Source organism: Pseudomonas sp. IT-P74 (genome assembly GCF_949768175.1).
Classification (GTDB): domain Bacteria; phylum Pseudomonadota; class Gammaproteobacteria; order Pseudomonadales; family Pseudomonadaceae; genus Aquipseudomonas.
In genome coordinates, this window is sequence record NZ_CATKQD010000004.1 from 127,719 (window position 1) to 144,308 (window position 16,590).

Below are 16,590 nucleotides of genomic sequence, written 5' to 3' on the forward strand. Positions count from 1 at the left end.
GGACCGAGGTGTCTGCATCGCGAGCAGGCTCGCTCCCACACTGGATTTGTGAACGCCGCGAACCCCATGTGGGAGCGAGCCTGCTCGCGATTGAGTGCGCAGCACTCACCCAGCTTATACATGCGCCGCCTCCAGCAAGATCCGCCCGCTGGAGCAGGTGGCAGTTTCATTGCGATAGGCGAAATACAATTTGCCGCGCGCCGAGTCGAAGCGCAGGTGCAGCTGGATTTCATCCCCCGGGCGCACCAGTTGCTGGAATTTCAAGACTTCCATGCCGGCGAATTTTTCCGGCAGGTTCATCAGTTGCCGACCCAGGCTCAGTGCCCAGTCCACCTGCACCACGCCAGGCAACACCGGCGCCTTGGGGAAATGACCGCTGAAATAGGCCAGGTCCGGTGGAACGGCCAATTGCAGGCTCCACTCGCCATGGCTTTCGACTTGCTCCAGCACCTCGGGCGCTTTGGGGCGCGCCGCCAACAGCAGGGCGTCGACGTCGGCCTGGGGCAGTTTGCCCTGAGCGTTCAGCGGCAGTTGTCGCAGCAGGCGCCAGCGTCTTGGCAGGGCCAGCGCTTCGCAGTGTTGGCTCAGGTGCTGGCGCAATTGCTCGGTGAGGCTGCGTCGACCCTGATTGCGCAGCACATGCAAACCGGCCTCGCTCAGCACCAACAACGCCCCCAGGGAGGCGCGGTTTTCTTGTACGACGCCGAGCCGCGCTTCGATGACCCATTCATGGGCTGCCAGCGCCTGTTCCAGCATCGGCAGCGAGATGCGTTTTTCTTCCAGCTTGACGATACGGTCCAGTCGCCCAAGCAACTCGAAGCGACCATCGACGGCGAAGCGCACAGCATCGGCAGTGTGTTCGACATGGCCATTGGGTAAATACGGCGAAGCGATCAGCAGTGCACCGTCACTGTCCTGGGTCAGCGTGACATCGGCAAAGGGCTGCCAGAGTTCCGCGCCCTGACGCCAGGCGATGCCGCCGGTTTCCGAACTGCCGAAGATTTCCGTTGGCCATTGCCCCAGACGCCCATGCAGGCTCTGTGCGGCCTCGACCGGCAGTGCGCCGCCGGAGGAAAACACCCGGCGTACGGCGCTCAAGGCCGGCCAGTCGAGGTTGTCGCCCATGCGCTTGAGCAACGCCGGGCTGGCCACCCAGGCGAAGGCCGGGTGTTCGCGGCTGGCGCGTTGCAGGTCTTCCGGAAAAGCCAGTTGCCGACGTACGAACGGGCGCCCGGCGCACAGCGGCCACAGCACCCGAAACAACAGGCCGTAGATGTGCTGGGTGGCGACGCTGCCAATGATGCACGCCGGGCCCAGGTCTGCGCCCCACAGCTGTTCCAGGGCTTCGACTTCATTGGCCAGTTGGCGCAGGTTTTTTTCGATGCGCTTGGGCTCGCCACTGGAGCCGGATGTGCACAGGCTGAGTCGGCAGTTATCCAGGTCCAGTGCGGCGGCACTCAGTGGCGGATGACGAAACTCGCTCAGGTGTGCATCATCGGGCTGATCGCTCAGCCACAGATCGACTTCACCTGACCAGCGTTGGCGGGTCTGGGGTTGCAGGTCGGACGGCAGCAGCACACTGACCCCGGCACGCCAGGCGCCGAACAGGGCAATCGCCAGGTCGGCGGCATCCTCAAGGTGCACGGCCATCTGCCGCACTCCCCGGGCTTGCAGGCCGGCGGCCAGGCGCAGCGCCTGCTCGCACAGTCGGGCGTGATCCAGTGCCGGGGCGGTCGTTACGGCCCGCTCCGGCTGAGCCTTGAGCAGTAGATGCTCAAGTTTTATCCAATTCATGGGCGGCCTCGTACCCTTTGTCGTATGAGCCATTCAATGGCAAACATCAGGCCTATCAATCCGTAGGAAATCAGGCCGGTGTACAGCGTCCACCAGCTCAGCGGCGCCCAGAGGGTCAGGGCGGCGGCACACAAACCGTTGCATAGAAAAAAAACACTCCAGGCGATGGTCACCTGGCGGGTGTAGCGAATGCCCTCGGCCGGCAATTGCGGCTCGCGTACCCGGGCCAGGCGTTCGACTATCGGTGGGCCGAATGTCAGGCTCGATCCGAACAGCGCCAGCATGAAGCTGCTGATCAACACCGGATACCAGCGCAACAGCGCCGGGCTGTCGAACAGTGCCAGCAACAGACAGAACACAATGGCCACCGTGGCCATCCACAGGCTGCCAGGCCGTCGTTTGCCGGTCAGCGCCCGGGCCAGCCACAGTCCGCCCAGCAGCAGCCCGAACTGCCACGGGGCGAAATGCTCCATGCCGAAATACACCGCAAAGGGATACAAAAGGCCTGCCAGCAGCAGGCCGAGGCCAATCAGTCGATTCATGCGGCCGGTTGAACCAGACGGTAGACCGCCTCGACCACGTCACTGACGGTACGCACCGATTTGAATTCTTCGGCGGCGATTTTCTTGCCGGTCTGACGTTTGATGTGATCGATCAGGTCGACCGCATCGATGCTGTCGATTTCCAGGTCCTGATACAGGTTGGATTCCAGGCTCACACGCTCGGGGTCCAGTTCGAAGAGTTCGACCAGGGCATCGCGCAGGGTGTTGAAGATGTCGTCACGAGTTTGCATGGTCCGGTCTCAAGCTGCCTGTTTTGCAGTGACGAAGGCCGCAAGGCTCGCCACGTTACTGAAGTGATTACGTGTGTCCTTGGCATCGGCGTCGATCTTGATGCCGTACTTTTTCTGGATGGCCAGGCCCAGTTCCAGGGCGTCCACCGAGTCCAGGCCCAGGCCTTCGCCGAACAGGGTCTGCTCGTTGCCGATGTCTTCGGCACTGATGTCTTCGAGGCCAAGGGCGTCGATGATAAGCATTTTAATATCACGGTGCAGATCGCTCATCTTCGGCGAGCTCCTTAATAAAGTAAGAATGTAGATAATCGTTGAGCTTGCGCGAGGCCTGCGGAGCCGGCCCCTGCGTGGCGAAGGTCTGTGGGTCTATATCGGCCCCGACCCGGAAACTGAAGTGCACGCGCCGCTTGGGGATGCGATACCAGGGCTCGGCCTTGGTCAATGTGGTCGGGCTGACCTTGATAATGACCGGGGTGAGGATTTTCGCACCACGCAGGGCGATTGCCGCGCCGCCCCGATGAAAGGCCGGCGGCTGGCCGGGTTGGGTGCGCGTACCTTCCGGGAAAATGATCAGGGTCTGGCCGTCTTTCAGCGCGTCGGCAGCGGCGTCGAGCATGTCCATGCTGCCGTCGTTGCTGATGTATTCGGTGCAGCGCAGGGGACCGCGGGTGAAGGGGTTTTCCCAGAGGCTTTGCTTGACCACGCAGTTGGCGTGACGCACCAGGCCGATCAGAAAGACCACGTCGATCAGCGAAGGGTGATTGGCAATGATCATTTGCCCGGGACGACCGAGCTTTTCCGCGCCTTCAATGCTGTAGGTCAGCACCCCGGTACGGGCCATGAAACGCACAAAAATCCAGAAACAGCGGCTGACCGTTTGCCGGGCCCGCAGCCGATGGGTTCGGGCATCGCCCGGCAGGCCGTTCAGCACAGGGAAAATCACCAGGCGCAGGCACAGGCCGCCCAACCCGAACAGTGCAAAGCTCGCGGCGGTGGCCAGCAAGCGCCAGTAGTAGGCGTCGCGGTTTTTCTCGGTCACGGGTTGCGTTGCCAGGTCCATACACGATTTTTCCAGGCATGTTGGCAGGTGGTTTGCTGGCCGAGCAGCGCACACAACAGATTAAGCGCGTGGGGCCAGCGGGATTTGGACAACGCATCCGAGGAGCTGTTCAGGGACAACCGCCAGTCGGTGCCGGGTGTGATCAGCAGGCCGACGGCATACGGGAACGGCACGTCGTCGATCCAGGTCGAGTAAGCCTCGGGCGGCCGCTCTTCGGTGACCACCAGCAGTACCGCGCCGGCGCCTTCAGCCAGCAGCGCGGCAGCTTCGAGCATGCCATGTTCCAGGCCATCGCCTGCGGCGGCCAGGGCGGTCATTTCGCTGGTTTCACCCCGCATGATCGACCACAAGCCAATGATTGCGTTATGCACCGACAAGCTGAACCGGGTTGGCGACAGCGGCTGATCGGTGGCCAGGTCGCTGAGAATCTCGACCGTGCGGGGCGTTTCGCCGTGACGGGAAACAAAGACCAATGGCAGATCCTGCCGACCTTCGGCCAATGGCCAGCCGACACTGAATGCCATGCGCGCCAGACGGCTGAGCCGCCGACGCTGCATGGCCGGCAGAAAGGAAACGTCGGGAGCGGCATCGCTGTCCGGCAGCACGACCGGTTGTCGGCACCAGGCCTGCCAGTCATTCACGCTATCAAGCCCCGGGCCCCAGGCGCGCCATTGGGCGATGTTGAAGTTGATCACAGACATTCATCCCACCCTCACGGGCTTACTTGACGCTGGGAGTGGCCGAGAGCCGGGACTTACCCTGCGTGGCGTTTGGCGCCGAGTGGCGCGCATTATCCCGGTGCCGGGAACGTGTAGCAAATGCTGGTTACATTTTGCTCAGCAAGTTGGAGTGACCGGCTTGAAAAAATTGAATAATTGGTAATTATTCACAAAATTTTTACCCCGTTTGTCGGTTCTTGCGTCGAGCCGCCGGGCCATTCAGGGTCTTTCGTGCAAGAGAAAGCAACTGACTGTGTAGTCCTTGCACTAGTGAGGTAGCGTAGCCATACCGTGGACCACTACACTCGGTCATTCTTTGATACACGGAGGTTTTGACATGCGGCGCGTGGTGTTCAATCAGAAAGGTGGCGTTGGCAAATCCAGCATTGCCTGCAATCTGGCGGCGGTCAGTGCCAGCGAGGGTTTTCGCACCTTGTTGGTGGATCTCGATGCCCAGGCCAACTCCACTCAGTACCTGACGGGGCTCACAGGCAGCGACATTCCGATGGGCATCGCCGATTTCTTCAAGCAGACGCTGTCTTCCGGACCGTTCTCCAAAAAGAATCAGGTCGACATCTACGAAACCCCGTTCGATAACCTCCACGTCATTACCGCCACCGCCGAGCTGGCAGACTTGCAGCCAAAGCTTGAAGCCAAGCACAAGATCAACAAACTGCGTAAGTTGCTGGAAGAGCTGAGCGAAGACTACGACCGGATTTACCTTGATACTCCGCCGGCGTTGAACTTTTATGCGGTTTCTGCGCTGATTGCCGCTGATCGTGTGTTGATCCCCTTCGATTGCGACAGTTTTTCACGCCAGGCCCTGTACGGCCTGATGGCGGAAATCGACGAGTTGAGGGATGACCATAACGAAGGCCTGGAAGTCGAAGGCATCGTCGTCAACCAGTTCCAGGCCCGCGCCAGCCTGCCTCAGCAAATTCTTGATGAGCTGATCGCCGAAGGCCTGCCGGTGTTGCCGGTGTACCTGGCCAGCTCGGTACGCATGCGCGAATCCCACCAGGCCAATACGCCGCTGATCCATCTCGACCCGCGGCACAAGCTGACGCAGCAATTCGTTGAGCTGCACAACCTGCTGGAAAACGCCTGATCCTGGCTGGCTACATAGAAATACTGTGGGAGCGAGCCTGCTCGCGAAAGCGGTGTATCAGGCGACATCTTTATTGAATGTCAGTCCGCCTTCGCGAGCAGGCTCGCTCCCACAGGGTCTGTGTTGTTTCAGATCCCCTGGCTACGCAACCAGCTCATCAGTTGCGGTAACGGGAAAGCCCCGCTCTGCCGGGCGACTTCCCGGCCGTTCTTGAACAGGATCAGGCTCGGAATCGAGCGAATCCCCAGCTGCGCCGACAACTGCTGGTTCGCTTCGCTGTCCAGTTTGGCCAGCCGGCACTTGCCCGCCAGTTGCCCGGCTGCCTGCTCGAACACCGGTGCAAACGACTTGCACGGTCCGCACCAGTCCGCCCACACATCCACCAACAGCGGCAGATCGCCCTTGATCTGGCTGGCGTAGTCGCCTTGCTTCAATTCAAAGGGTTTGTTCAGCAGGACTTCGGCCTTGCAGCGCCCGCATTTCGGGTGGTCGTTGAGGCGTTCGGCGGGAATGCGGTTGAGGCCGTTGCAGTGGGGACAGGGGATGAGGAGTGGGTCGGTCATGAGCGATATCCAATGGGAAGCTGATAACACCTAGTTGGAGACGTTTGCTTATATTTTCAATCGTGCAGCGACAGGCAATAAAACTAGGCTGAGGGAAGGATCCGATTGAGACCGTTGGTCTGCCCGGGTGTATCGCAACTTGCGATAAAAAATCCATGTGTTTAACTCATCCATAGCAGAATGCGATAAGGATGTTGCATGCGAGTGTTTTCCGAAAAACGAATCTGGGACGCCAAGGAAAAGTGGCCGCAGGCGGCCAGCGCACTGGACCAGTGGTATCGAATGGTAAAGCGCATCAAGCCAAATGATTTTGCGGCGATGAAATCTTCATTTCCCGCGATCGACAAGGTCGGTGAGTTTCACGTTTTCGATATTGGCGGTAACAAATTACGGCTGATCGCCTATGTTCGGTATCAGCATCAAAAAATCTACATAAAGCATGTGCTGGATCACCGCGAATATGACCGCGGTAAATGGAAGGAGGGAAGAACATGAGCGTTCTGATCAAAAACGCGGCGGAGCACTGGGAGTTCGTATCGCCATTGCTACGCAAACCCAAAAACGAAGACGACTATGACATGCTGGTGCAGGCACTCGACGAGTTGCTCGAGATGACCGGAGTTGACGAGTCGCATCCCCTGATGAGTCTGGTGGACATCATCGGTGACTGGATTGAGGAATGGGACCACAAGCATCACCTAATGCCCGAAGCCACAGGTGCCGAAGTGCTTGGTTACATGATGCGCGAACATGGATTGACTCAAAGCGACCTGCCTGGCGTCGGCCCTCAGTCGGTCGTTTCGGAGATCCTGAGTGGCAAGCGCCAGCTCAACCTGCGGCAGATCCGCTGGTTGGCCGAGCGATTCAATGTGCCAGTAGACGTCTTTATCTGACTCGCCTCACGACGAACAACTGATCTCCAGATGCTTGCCCCATTCCGGCGGCCTCTCCGCGTAGCTTTCCATCCCCGGTTGTTCCTCGAACGGGTTGCTCAGCACCGCGTGCAGTCGGCGGACTTCCGAGTAGTCGCCGCGCTCTGCCGCATCGATGGCCTTTTGCGCCAGGTAGTTGCGCAAGATGTACAGCGGGTTGACCGCGTGCATCCGCTGGCGACGCTGCTGCTGATCAAGGGTGCCTTCACGGGCCACCCGGGCGACGTAGAGCTCGCCCCAGGCATCGAAGCCCTTGAGGTCGACGAAGTCATCACGCAAGCGGGTGATGGCCTGTTGTGGTGCGTCATCACCCAAGCGGCGGAAAAACAGGCTGTAGTCGACGCCGCTGTTTTGCATCAATTGCAGCAGGCCCTCCAGCAACTTCTGGTCGTCGTCTTCGGCAGTGGTCAGGCCGAGGCGGCGGCGCATCAGGTCCAGGTAATGGGCCTGGAACAGCGGCAGGTACAGACCGAGAGTTTCGCGCAGGGCCTCGACGCTGATGAACGGCGTCAGGGCCTGGGCCAGGGCGCTGAGGTTCCACTGGCCAATCGGCACCTGGTTGCTGAAGGAATAACGGCCCTGGTCGTCGGAGTGGTTGCAGATGAAGTTGGCGTCGAAGTCGTCGAGGAAGGCGAACGGACCGAAATCGAAGGTGATGCCCAGGATCGACATGTTGTCGGTGTTCATCACCCCGTGGCAGAAGCCATAGGCCTGCCATTTGGCAATCAGTTCGGCATTGCGCTCAACCACTTCACGGAACATCGCCAGGTACGGCTCCGGTTGCTCCAGGCACTGCGGGAAGTGCATGGCCAGCACGTGATCACCCAGCTCTTTCTGCTGCTCGGGGCGCTTGGTGTAGTAGAAATATTCGAAGTGGCCGAAGCGCACATGACTCGGCGCCAGGCGCAGGACCATGGCCGCGCGCTCTTGTTTTTCACGCCACACCGGGGTGTCGGAGCCGATCACGCACAGGGCGCGGGTAGTCGGGATGTTCAGGGCATGCAGGGCTTCGGAGGCGAGGAATTCACGGATCGACGAACGCAGCACCGCACGGCCGTCGCCCATGCGTGAAAACGGCGTCTGGCCGGCGCCCTTGAGGTGCAGGTCCCAGTGTTCGCCAGCCTCGTTGTACACCTCGCCAAGCAACAGGCCGCGTCCGTCACCCAGTTGCGGGTTGTAGGAACCGAACTGATGCCCGGAATAGACCATCGCCCTTGGAATCGCGTCGGCCCAGAGCTTGTGGCCGCTGAACAGTTCGGCGAACTCCGGGGTTTCGGCCACGGCCGGGTCCAGGTCCAACAGCGCCATGGCGGCGGGGCTGGCCACGACCAGGCGCGGATTATCGATCGGCTCGGGCAGCACATGGGCGGAAAACGCATCGCCCAGGCGGTCGAAGCGATTATCGAAAGTGAGTTCGTCGAGGGCTTTCAAGGGCCGGCTCCAGCAGAATGTCCGAGCATTCTGCTGGGGAATGGCCGGTTAGTCGAGTTTGGCGGCCGGCGGTTCTTGCGCCGGCTTGCCATCGACGATCGGCACGATGGTTTTCGCTTCCGGTTCGATCGGCACCATCTTGTATTCCTGGCCGTGCAGGTTCTTGAGGTAGACCTCCATCTGCCGGAACGAGATGTTGATGTGCTGCTTCTTGAACTCGCGATTGATGAAGCGGTTGACCTCGTCGAGCACGGGGTTGCGGTCGCCGAGATCACGCACGTGCATGCGCAGCTCGTGGTCGAGGGTGCTTTCGCCGAAATTCAGGAAGTACACGTGGGGTTCCGGGTCTTTCAGCACGCGCGGGTTGTCGCGCGCGGCCTTGAGCAACAGCTCTTTCACCAGGTCCAGGTCCGAACCGTAGTCGACGCCGAGCTTGAGGGTCACCCGGGTGATGGTGTCGGTCAGCGACCAGTTGATCAGTTGCCCGGTAATGAACGTCTTGTTCGGGACGATGATGTCCTTGCGGTCGAAGTCGGTGATGGTCGTGGCACGGATGCGGATCTTGCTCACCGTGCCCGACAGGTTGCCGATGGTGATGGTGTCACCGATCCGCACCGGACGTTCGAACAGGATCATGATGCCGGAAATGAAGTTGGCGAAGATCTCCTGCATGCCGAAACCGAGGCCGACCGACAGCGCCGCCACCAGCCATTGCAACTTGTCCCAACTCACACCGAGGGTCGACAGCGTCGAGACGAAACCGACACCGGCGATCACGTAGGACAGCAACGTGGTGGTGGCGTAGGCGCTGCCCTGGGCCAGGTTGAGCTTGGATAGCACGAACACTTCGAGCAAGCCCGGCAGGTTGCGCGCCAGGGCGAAGGTGATGCCGATGATGATCAGCGCGCCAAGCATGTCGCCGATGCTGATCGGCACCATGCTCATGTTGGCGCCGGTACCGCTGGTGTATTCGTAGAGGGTGACGTTGTCCAGATACGAGAACACCGTGATCAGGTCGGCCCAGACCCAATACAGTGCCGCCATGAAGCCGCCCAGCAGTGCCAGGCGGATCAGGCGCAGGGACTGTTCGTTGACCTTCTCGATGTCCATCGTCGGTTCTTCGATCACCGCCTCGCCATCGCCGGCCTCTTTGGCGGCCAGCCGCTTGGCCAGGGCGCGCTGGTAGGCCAGGCGCCGGGCCGCCACACTGAGGCCGCGCACGAAGGTGGCCTCGATCACCAGCCAGAACATCAGCAGGTACAGAGTGTTGATCAAGCGGTCGCTGAGCTTCAGCGCGGTGTAGTAGTAGCCGAAGCACACCGCCACGAACAGCGCGACGGGCAGGGCTGTGAACAGGATTCCTACCAGTTTGCGGAACAGCGAAGCGTTTTCGTGGGTCGGGCTGCTGATGAGCAGGCGGCTGAGCAGCAGGGTCATCAAGGCGTAGCAGATCAGTACCACCGGCATGCCGAGCACGTCATCGGCCAGTGCCGCCGGTTGCAGTTCGGCAACGGCGACTACGGTCACCAGTGCCATGACCACGATGCCGAGGCGGCGGATCCATCTGCGCAGGAACTCCACCTGGGGCTTTTCCCAGCGGAAATGCAGCTCTGCCACGCCACCTGGCGCGAGGATCCGGTAGGCGGTGTAGAACACCAGCCAGGCCCCGGCCATTTGCAGCAGCGCCGCGCCCATATTGGCGTTCTGCCCACGGGCGTCGATTTGCAGGGCCAGCCCGCACAAGGCGAGGCCCAGGGAAACCGGCATCGCCAGCAGAATATTGATCAGAATCGCCTGTGGCGTGTGCCACTGGCTGTCGCGCTTGAAGTGACCGATGTCCTGGTGAACCTTGATCAGTCGCGCGTACAGATTCTTGCGCCGCCACAGCAACGCACCGATCAGCAGGGCCAGCGGCAGGAACAGCAGCGGGCGCTGGGTCAGGCCGTCGGTCAGTTCGCTCAGGCTTGAAAGGACCGGCAGCGAATCGAGTTGCCGCTGCAGGCGATCCGGCACACTGTGAACCCACTCCAGGTCCAGCGGCTTGTTGCTGGGAATCCAGAACATCTGCTCATCGAGGGTCGCCCGCAGGCTTTGCGCCGTGCTGAGCAGTTGCTTCTGGTTCAGTTGCAGGGTGATGGATTCATTGAGCACCGCGCTCAGTTCGCGGTTCAGTCGCTCCAGCAGGTCGGCGCGGGTGGTGGCCAGTTCCATCAGGCTTTTGCGCAGCTGCGCCGTGACTTGCTCGGGAGGTTGGGTCGACAGCAGGTTTTCGACGTAGGTGGTCGGATTGCTCAGCAATTCCCGTTGCTGGCTGACTTCGAACTGATACAGGCGAATGTCGGCGATCTGGTCGGCCAGGTTGCGGTCGAGCCGCAGGCGCGGCAACGCCTGTTTCTGTTTGTAGAGAATCTTCGAGAGCAGCAGGCTGCCTTTGAGCACATTGATTTGCTCGTCCAGTGCCGCATCGCTCTGGGTCAGGCTGTCCAGTTGTTGCTTGGTCTGCAGGTTCTGCTGGGTGACTTCGTTCAGGCGGTCGGTACTTTTGAGCAGGTAGTCCGAGAGCTTCAGGTTGGCCGCGCTTTCGGTGGCCAAAAGGCTGCTGCCGCCGGCCTTCTGCGCTTCGATGGATTGCTGGGTGACCGTTTCCTGGGACAGCGCCAGGCGCTTCTGGTTGATCAGGGTTTGCAGTTCCTGGATTTCCTGATCCAGGCGGTCGGATCGCTCCGACAACAGGTCATGCTGGCTGTTGCCGAGGTCTTGCAGCTGGGTATTGCCGGCCAGTTCCTGGCGCCGCAGCGGGATCAGGGCGTTCAGCGCTGCCAACTCGGCATTGAGCTGGTCGCGCTGCTCGGCGCTCAGGGTCTTGCCGGCGTCCTTGCCGACCTTGAGGGTGTTGTTGATCTGCTGAATGCGCGTCTGGCTGCTGGATATCTCCGCCTGGGCGCGCTCGGGGCGAGTCTGGGCGGTGATGATCAGGCTGTTGGCATCGGCCAGGGCTTTTTGCAGGTCGCTTTGCTGGGTGGAACGCTCGGTGAGCAATTGCTCGAGCTGCTGGATCGGTTCCTTGGCGAAACGCTGCGCCACCGGCACCACGGTACTGGCTTTGAGGCGGGTCAGTTCACGCTGGTTCTCGATGGTCTGTTTGGGCGCACTGCTCAATTGCTGCTTGAGCGCGACCAGCTTCTGCTCGTAGTCACGCTTGTTGTTGAGCTGGCTCAGCGTGCCTTGCAGGACCGATTGCAGGGCCTTCTGATCGGCTTCCGGCAGTTTGCGGTCGGCGATCTTGTCCAGACTCGCTTGCACGGCTTCGCTGGAGGGCGGTTCGGCCGCTTGCAAAGTACTGACAGAGAGACTCAAACCCAGCAGGGCGATGGCGAAGATGGAGCGCAGATTAGGCATAAAGACCGGTCAAGCAAGTGATAGTGGAAGCAGTTTAGAGGAAGAGTCCGGGACCCGGGCGACTTCCTTCGGGGAATCTGACGCCCACTTTACCGATCTTGTTCCCGTCCATGACGGCCACGGTCCAAATGGTGTTGTTCCATTCCACCTGGTCACCCACCACCGGCGCGCCACCAACCTTCTGGGCAATGAAGTGGCCCAGGGACATGTCCGGATCGATGCCTTCGACCTTCAGGCCGTACAAGGCCGCAACCGCGGCCAGTTGGGCGTCTCCTTCGAGTACGAAGTCGCCGAAGAAGCGCAGATCGAGGCCCCGTTGTGGCGCCTGGCTGAAGAGTTTTCCGAGGGCCGGCAGGTTGTGTTCATGGCCGATGACACACAGCAAATCATCGACTTCCAGCACCGTACTACCCGACGGATGGAGCAGTTGCTGGCCGCGAAACAGGGCGGCGATACGGGTGCCTTCGGGCATTTTCAGCTCGCGCAGGGGCGAACCGATGCACCATTTTTCCGCGCCGAGGCGATAGACGAACAGCTCCCACTCGCTGGTGACGTGCACTTCCAGGGCTGAGCGGGAGATGGGAGCAGGCTCCGGGGGCACCGTCACCTTCAGCAGTTTGGCGACCCACGGCAGGCTCGTGCCCTGAACCAGCAGCGACACCAGCACGATAAAAAACGCGAGGTTGAAGTACAGCTGGGCATTGGGCAGGCCGGCCATCAGCGGGAACACCGCGAGAATGATCGGGACCGCGCCGCGCAGGCCGACCCAGGAGATGAACGCCTTCTCGCGACCATGGAAGGCCTTGAACGGCAGCAGGCCAACCAGCACCGACAGTGGCCGGGCAAACAGAATCATCCACAGCGCCAAGGCCAGTGCCGGCAAGGCGATAGGCAACAGATCGTGAGGCGTCACCAGCAGCCCCAGCACCAGGAACATGCCGATCTGCGCCAGCCAGGCCATGCCGTCGAGCATGTGCAGGATGCCGTGGCGGCTGCGCACCGGCCGGTTGCCGATCACCAGGCCGCAGATGTACACCGCCAGGAAGCCGCTGCCGTGCAGGGCGTTGGTCAGGGCAAACACCACCAGGCCGCCGGCAATCACCAGGATCGGATACAGGCCGGTTGCCAGGTTGATGCGATTGACCAGTTGCAGCATGAGCCAGCCACCGCCCAGGCCAATGACGCCACCGATGCCGAATTCGCGCAGCAGGTGGGTCAGCAGGCTCCAGTGCAGGCCGGTCTGGCCGCTGGCGAGCATGTCGATCAGGGTGACGGTGAGGAACACCGCCATCGGGTCGTTGCTGCCGGATTCGATTTCAAGACTGGCGGTTACCCGTTCGTTCAGGCCCTTGCCACCCAATAGCGAGAACACCGCGGCGGCGTCGGTGGAGCCGACGATGGCGCCGATCAGCAGGCCCTGGATCAAGTTCAGGTTGAACAACCATGCGGCCGCCATGCCGGTCAGCCCGGTGGTAATCAGCACGCCGACCGTGGCCAGAGAGAGCGCCGGCCATAACGCCACGCGGAAACTCGACACTCGGGTGCGCAAGCCGCCGTCGAGCAGGATCACCGCCAGCGCGAGGTTGCCCACCAGATAGGCCGTGGGGTAGTTATCAAAAAGAATGCCGGCGCCATCGACACCGGCCGCCATGCCGACGGCCAGGATGATCACCAGAATCGGGATGCCGAGACGGGACGAAAGTGAGCTCACCAGAATGCTCGCACCTACCAGCAACGCGCCGATCAAGAACAGGCTGTTGATGGTCGTCGCATTCAAAGGCAGTACTCCAGAAAGCTGAAAGGCGGGCGCAAACTGACCATGCAGTCTGCGTGCCAGCGATTCTAACCTGTTGAAATGTGATGCTGTCAAAAAGGTTTTGTGTCATCGCAGAGCGCCGGACTGAGGTCTTGAGCGCGGCTTGTTTCCACCGGTTGCGCCTTGTGGCGACGAAGTGCAGGAACCAGATGGGCCAATCACAGTCTTTAAAACTCGCGAGGAAGGTTGCCCGTCAGCAAAATCAAGGCTTTGCGCCTGTATAACCCTGGCATCCAGGGTGACTTTTCTTTATCGTACGCGCCCTTTGAAAACGCCCGGAAAATCAAAATGTTGGAAGCATCCCTAAGCCAATTGGAACAACTGGTCAGCGACCTGGTACAACAGAACCAGAACCTGACCGCGGAACTGGCCCAGGCCAAAGATGAAAACGAAAGCCTGCAACTGAGCCTGATGGAACACGAAGAGAAGCAAGGCGCCACGGCGGCTCGCATCCAGGCCCTGGTTGAGCGCGTCAGCGCAGGCCCTGTCAGCGCATGAGTTACAACGCCGCAGGGGTAAAAGTCGTCTCGATCCTGGGGGAGGACTATTCGATCAAGGCACCGGCCGGGGAAGAGCAGACCCTGCTGGACGCCGCGTTGATGTTGAAGGCAGCCCTGGCCGAAACCAAGCGCAAGTACCCGACGCTGATCGGTGACCGACTGCTGGTGCTGGCGGCGATGAATCTGTGCTCCCAGCAGATTGAAATGCAGAAACAGCACAAGCTCGAACTCGACCGTTACCAAGAGCAAGTCAGCGCCACGGTTGAAGTGATTTCCAAGACGATCAATCAGGCCTGATCGGCTTTGCGCACAACCAAAGAATAGATTGTCGGTTGGTTTGTATACAATCGGCACGGCTGTTGCAGTGTTTCAGCCTCTTATTCTTTGGGGGTGCTCCATGCAGTTCTGGCGACGCAGTATTCAATGGCAATTGATCCTGAGCATGGGCACCGCTCTGCTCGTCAGTATCCTGATCGTGGTTGGCATTTATACCCTGGTGGTCAACCGCCTCGCCCAGAGCTATCTGGTCGAGCAAGCCTTGCCGTCGAGCATCGAAGCGATGCGCAACGATATCGAGCGCATCCTCGTTCAACCCCTCACCGCCGCCAAGGACATCGCCAGCAACAGCATGGTGCGCGACTGGCTGGCCGGGGGTGAAGACAGTGCCCGGACCGGCACCTTTACTACCTATCTCGAAGGCATCCGCGCCGAGCACAAGGCCTTTACCGCGATTATCGTCGGCACGGCGTCCAACCATTACTTCACCGAAAAAGGCCTGGACCGGACCCTCAGTCGATCCAACCCGAAAGACGCCTGGTTCTACGCGTTCCTCGATAGCAACCAGCCGCGCACCCTCAATATCGACAACGACACGGCCACCGGAGAATTGGCGCTGTTCATCGACTTCAAGGTCGAGCAGGCCGGCAAAGTCGTAGGCGTTGCCGGGCTTGGGCTGAGCATGAAAGAGCTGTCTGAGCTGATCCACAATTTCAGCTTTGGGGAGCGCGGCAAGGTCTATCTCGTGCGTTCCGACGGTTTGATCCAGGTTCACCCCGAGGCGCAATTCAGCGGCAAGCGCACGCTGGCTGAGCAGATTGGCGAGTCAGCGGCGCAAGCCGTCATTGGTCAAAAAACTGCCACAAACAGCAGCTTTACCCGCGATGGCGAAGATTTCCTCGCCTTGAGCCTGCCATTGCGCGATCTCGGCTGGACCCTGGTGGCCGAAGTGCCACAGTCGCAGATCTACGCCGAAGCCCGCCGCGCCATGTGGATGAGCAGTGGCATTGGCCTGGTAGTGGCCCTGGTGTGTCTGCTGCTGGTGGTGTTGCTGGCCCGTGGGCTGGTACGGCCGATTCGTCAGGTAACAGCGGCATTGGTAGCAATCGGTAGCGGCGGTGGAGATTTGACCCATCGGTTAGATTCCAGCCGCGCCGATGAGCTGGGTGATCTGGCCCGGGGGTTCAATCGCTTTCTCGACAGCCAGCGCGACATGATCGGTGAAGTGCTGACCACCAGCGAACGACTGCGCACTGCTGTCGGCCAGGTCGCACGGGTTGTGGATAACACCGCCGAACGCTCCGGTCGCCAACAGGAAATGACCGACATGGTCGCCACTGCAGTCCATGAAATGGGCCTGACCGTTCAGGAGATCGCCCAGAACGCCGGCAACGCGGCGGTCGCCTCGCAAACGGCTCGGGATGAGGCGCTGCAGGCACGGGAAGTGGTGGGAGGATCGATTCGGCACATTGAAAGCATGTCCGACGAAATCGGTGTCGCCGCCAGCGCTGTGGGTGAATTGGCGCATCAGGTGGCTTCGATCGATCAGGTGTTGGCAGTGATTCGCGGGATTTCCGAGCAGACCAACCTGCTGGCGCTCAACGCCGCTATCGAAGCGGCGCGGGCCGGGGACATGGGGCGCGGATTCGCCGTGGTGGCCGATGAAGTGCGTACCCTGGCGCGACGCACTCAAGCCTCCACCGATGAAATCCAGCAGATGATCGGCAGCCTCAAGCAGGGGGCGGAGAATGCGGTGTCGTCGATGCATTCCGGGCAAGCCGCGACCGGCACGGGTGTCGAGTCCAGCCAGCGTACCGGCGCTTCATTGACCGCGATTACCGGGCAAGTAGAGCGCATCAGCGACATGAACCATCAGGTGGCGACGGCGACGGAAGAGCAGTCGGCGGTGACCGAGGAAATCAACCGCAACGTGCAGGGGATTTCCGACCTGGCGCGGGCGACGGCCGGGGAGGTCAAGGCCTGTCGGGATGATTGTCAGACGTTGCAGCGGTTGGCGGATGATCTGGCGCGGCAGATGGGTGGGTTCAAGCTGAAGTGATGTGTTGTTTGTTCTGACGCCATCGCGAGCAAGCTCGCTCCCACAGGGGGTGTGTGTTGAACACATTATCTGTGAACAACAGAGAACCCTGTAGGAGCGAGCTTGCTCGCGATTGGATTTCAGCTACACCATGGATCCGG

Annotated in this window: 16 protein-coding genes and 1 pseudogene; 7 read left to right on the forward strand and 10 right to left on the reverse strand. The window is 60.7% G+C overall.

What is annotated here, in order from left to right:
* Positions 1 to 114 precede the first annotated feature (114 nt).
* The 6 genes from ACM6J5_RS04240 to ACM6J5_RS04265 are packed head-to-tail and all read right to left on the reverse strand — an operon-like array spanning position 115 to position 4,348.
* Entirely contained in the window at positions 115 to 1,794 is a 1,680-nt protein-coding gene (locus ACM6J5_RS04240) for an AMP-binding protein (protein WP_414927883.1), read from the reverse strand.
* The gene (locus tag ACM6J5_RS04245; RefSeq protein ID WP_095943239.1) at positions 1,791 to 2,336 is read right to left on the reverse strand and encodes a hypothetical protein; all 546 of its coding nucleotides are present in this window, start codon (positions 2,334 to 2,336) and stop codon (positions 1,791 to 1,793) included. Before ACM6J5_RS04245 ends, ACM6J5_RS04240 begins: the two co-directional genes overlap by 4 nt.
* A complete protein-coding gene (locus ACM6J5_RS04250) occupies positions 2,333 to 2,587 on the reverse strand; it encodes an acyl carrier protein (protein WP_007992314.1) in 255 nt (84 codons plus the stop codon). Before ACM6J5_RS04250 ends, ACM6J5_RS04245 begins: the two co-directional genes overlap by 4 nt.
* Before the next feature lie 9 nt (positions 2,588 to 2,596).
* A complete protein-coding gene (locus tag ACM6J5_RS04255) occupies positions 2,597 to 2,857 on the reverse strand; it encodes a phosphopantetheine-binding protein (RefSeq protein ID WP_095943238.1) in 261 nt (86 codons plus the stop codon).
* Positions 2,838 to 3,647: a lysophospholipid acyltransferase family protein gene (locus tag ACM6J5_RS04260; RefSeq protein ID WP_095943237.1), complete on the reverse strand. Its 810-nt coding sequence runs from the start codon at positions 3,645 to 3,647 to the stop codon at positions 2,838 to 2,840. Before ACM6J5_RS04260 ends, ACM6J5_RS04255 begins: the two co-directional genes overlap by 20 nt.
* Positions 3,623 to 4,348 (reverse strand): beta-ketoacyl synthase chain length factor, encoded by a 726-nt coding sequence (locus ACM6J5_RS04265; protein WP_414927884.1) that lies wholly within the window; start codon positions 4,346 to 4,348, stop codon positions 3,623 to 3,625. The genes ACM6J5_RS04260 and ACM6J5_RS04265 overlap by 25 nt, the downstream gene beginning before the upstream one ends.
* A 355-nt stretch (positions 4,349 to 4,703) precedes the next feature.
* Between ACM6J5_RS04265 and ACM6J5_RS04270 the strand changes: the two genes are divergently transcribed.
* Positions 4,704 to 5,474, forward strand: a complete 771-nt coding sequence (locus tag ACM6J5_RS04270; protein WP_150672344.1) for a ParA family protein — start codon at positions 4,704 to 4,706, stop codon at positions 5,472 to 5,474.
* 128 nt (positions 5,475 to 5,602) lie between these two features.
* On the opposite strand, the gene trxC is transcribed toward ACM6J5_RS04270, so the two are convergent.
* A complete protein-coding gene (gene trxC, locus ACM6J5_RS04275; protein WP_030129872.1) occupies positions 5,603 to 6,037 on the reverse strand; it encodes a thioredoxin TrxC in 435 nt (144 codons plus the stop codon).
* Between the two features lie 198 nt (positions 6,038 to 6,235).
* On the opposite strand from trxC, the gene ACM6J5_RS04280 reads away from it, so the two are divergent.
* Both ACM6J5_RS04280 and ACM6J5_RS04285 read left to right on the forward strand, forming a co-directional pair.
* Positions 6,236 to 6,532, forward strand: coding sequence for a type II toxin-antitoxin system HigB family toxin (locus ACM6J5_RS04280; RefSeq protein ID WP_095943234.1), 297 nt, complete (start codon positions 6,236 to 6,238; stop codon positions 6,530 to 6,532).
* Complete coding sequence (locus ACM6J5_RS04285) at positions 6,529 to 6,930, forward strand: helix-turn-helix domain-containing protein (protein WP_414927885.1); 402 nt, start codon at positions 6,529 to 6,531, stop codon at positions 6,928 to 6,930. Before ACM6J5_RS04280 ends, ACM6J5_RS04285 begins: the two co-directional genes overlap by 4 nt.
* Positions 6,931 to 6,936: 6 nt before the next feature.
* Here the strand turns inward: ACM6J5_RS04285 and selO are convergent, their stop codons facing one another.
* From selO to ACM6J5_RS04300, 3 genes are read right to left on the reverse strand one after another with little or no spacing between them, the layout of a single operon-like run.
* On the reverse strand, positions 6,937 to 8,400 hold the full coding sequence (selO, locus tag ACM6J5_RS04290) for a protein adenylyltransferase SelO (protein WP_150672347.1): 1,464 nt from the start codon (positions 8,398 to 8,400) through the stop codon (positions 6,937 to 6,939).
* A 48-nt stretch (positions 8,401 to 8,448) separates the two neighbouring features.
* Positions 8,449 to 11,799 carry a mechanosensitive channel MscK gene (gene mscK / locus ACM6J5_RS04295; protein WP_095943231.1) on the reverse strand — a complete coding sequence of 1,117 codons (3,351 nt, stop codon included), beginning with the start codon at positions 11,797 to 11,799 and terminating at the stop codon, positions 8,449 to 8,451.
* Between the two features lie 34 nt (positions 11,800 to 11,833).
* Positions 11,834 to 13,576, reverse strand: coding sequence for a potassium/proton antiporter (locus tag ACM6J5_RS04300; protein ID WP_095943230.1), 1,743 nt, complete (start codon positions 13,574 to 13,576; stop codon positions 11,834 to 11,836).
* 327 nt (positions 13,577 to 13,903) lie between these two features.
* Between ACM6J5_RS04300 and ACM6J5_RS04305 the strand changes: the two genes are divergently transcribed.
* From ACM6J5_RS04305 to ACM6J5_RS04320, 4 genes and pseudogenes are all read left to right on the forward strand, one after another.
* Positions 13,904 to 14,113 (forward strand): hypothetical protein, encoded by a 210-nt coding sequence (locus tag ACM6J5_RS04305; protein WP_095943263.1) that lies wholly within the window; start codon positions 13,904 to 13,906, stop codon positions 14,111 to 14,113.
* Entirely contained in the window at positions 14,110 to 14,412 is a 303-nt protein-coding gene (locus ACM6J5_RS04310; RefSeq protein ID WP_095943229.1) for a cell division protein ZapA, read from the forward strand. The genes ACM6J5_RS04305 and ACM6J5_RS04310 overlap by 4 nt, the downstream gene beginning before the upstream one ends.
* A gap of 145 nt (positions 14,413 to 14,557) precedes the next feature.
* Positions 14,558 to 15,586, forward strand: a pseudogene (locus ACM6J5_RS04315) (cache domain-containing protein); the annotation flags it as partial.
* A gap of 132 nt (positions 15,587 to 15,718) precedes the next feature.
* On the forward strand, positions 15,719 to 16,450 hold the full coding sequence (locus ACM6J5_RS04320; protein ID WP_412072613.1) for a methyl-accepting chemotaxis protein: 732 nt from the start codon (positions 15,719 to 15,721) through the stop codon (positions 16,448 to 16,450).
* Positions 16,451 to 16,590: the final 140 nt, after the last annotated feature.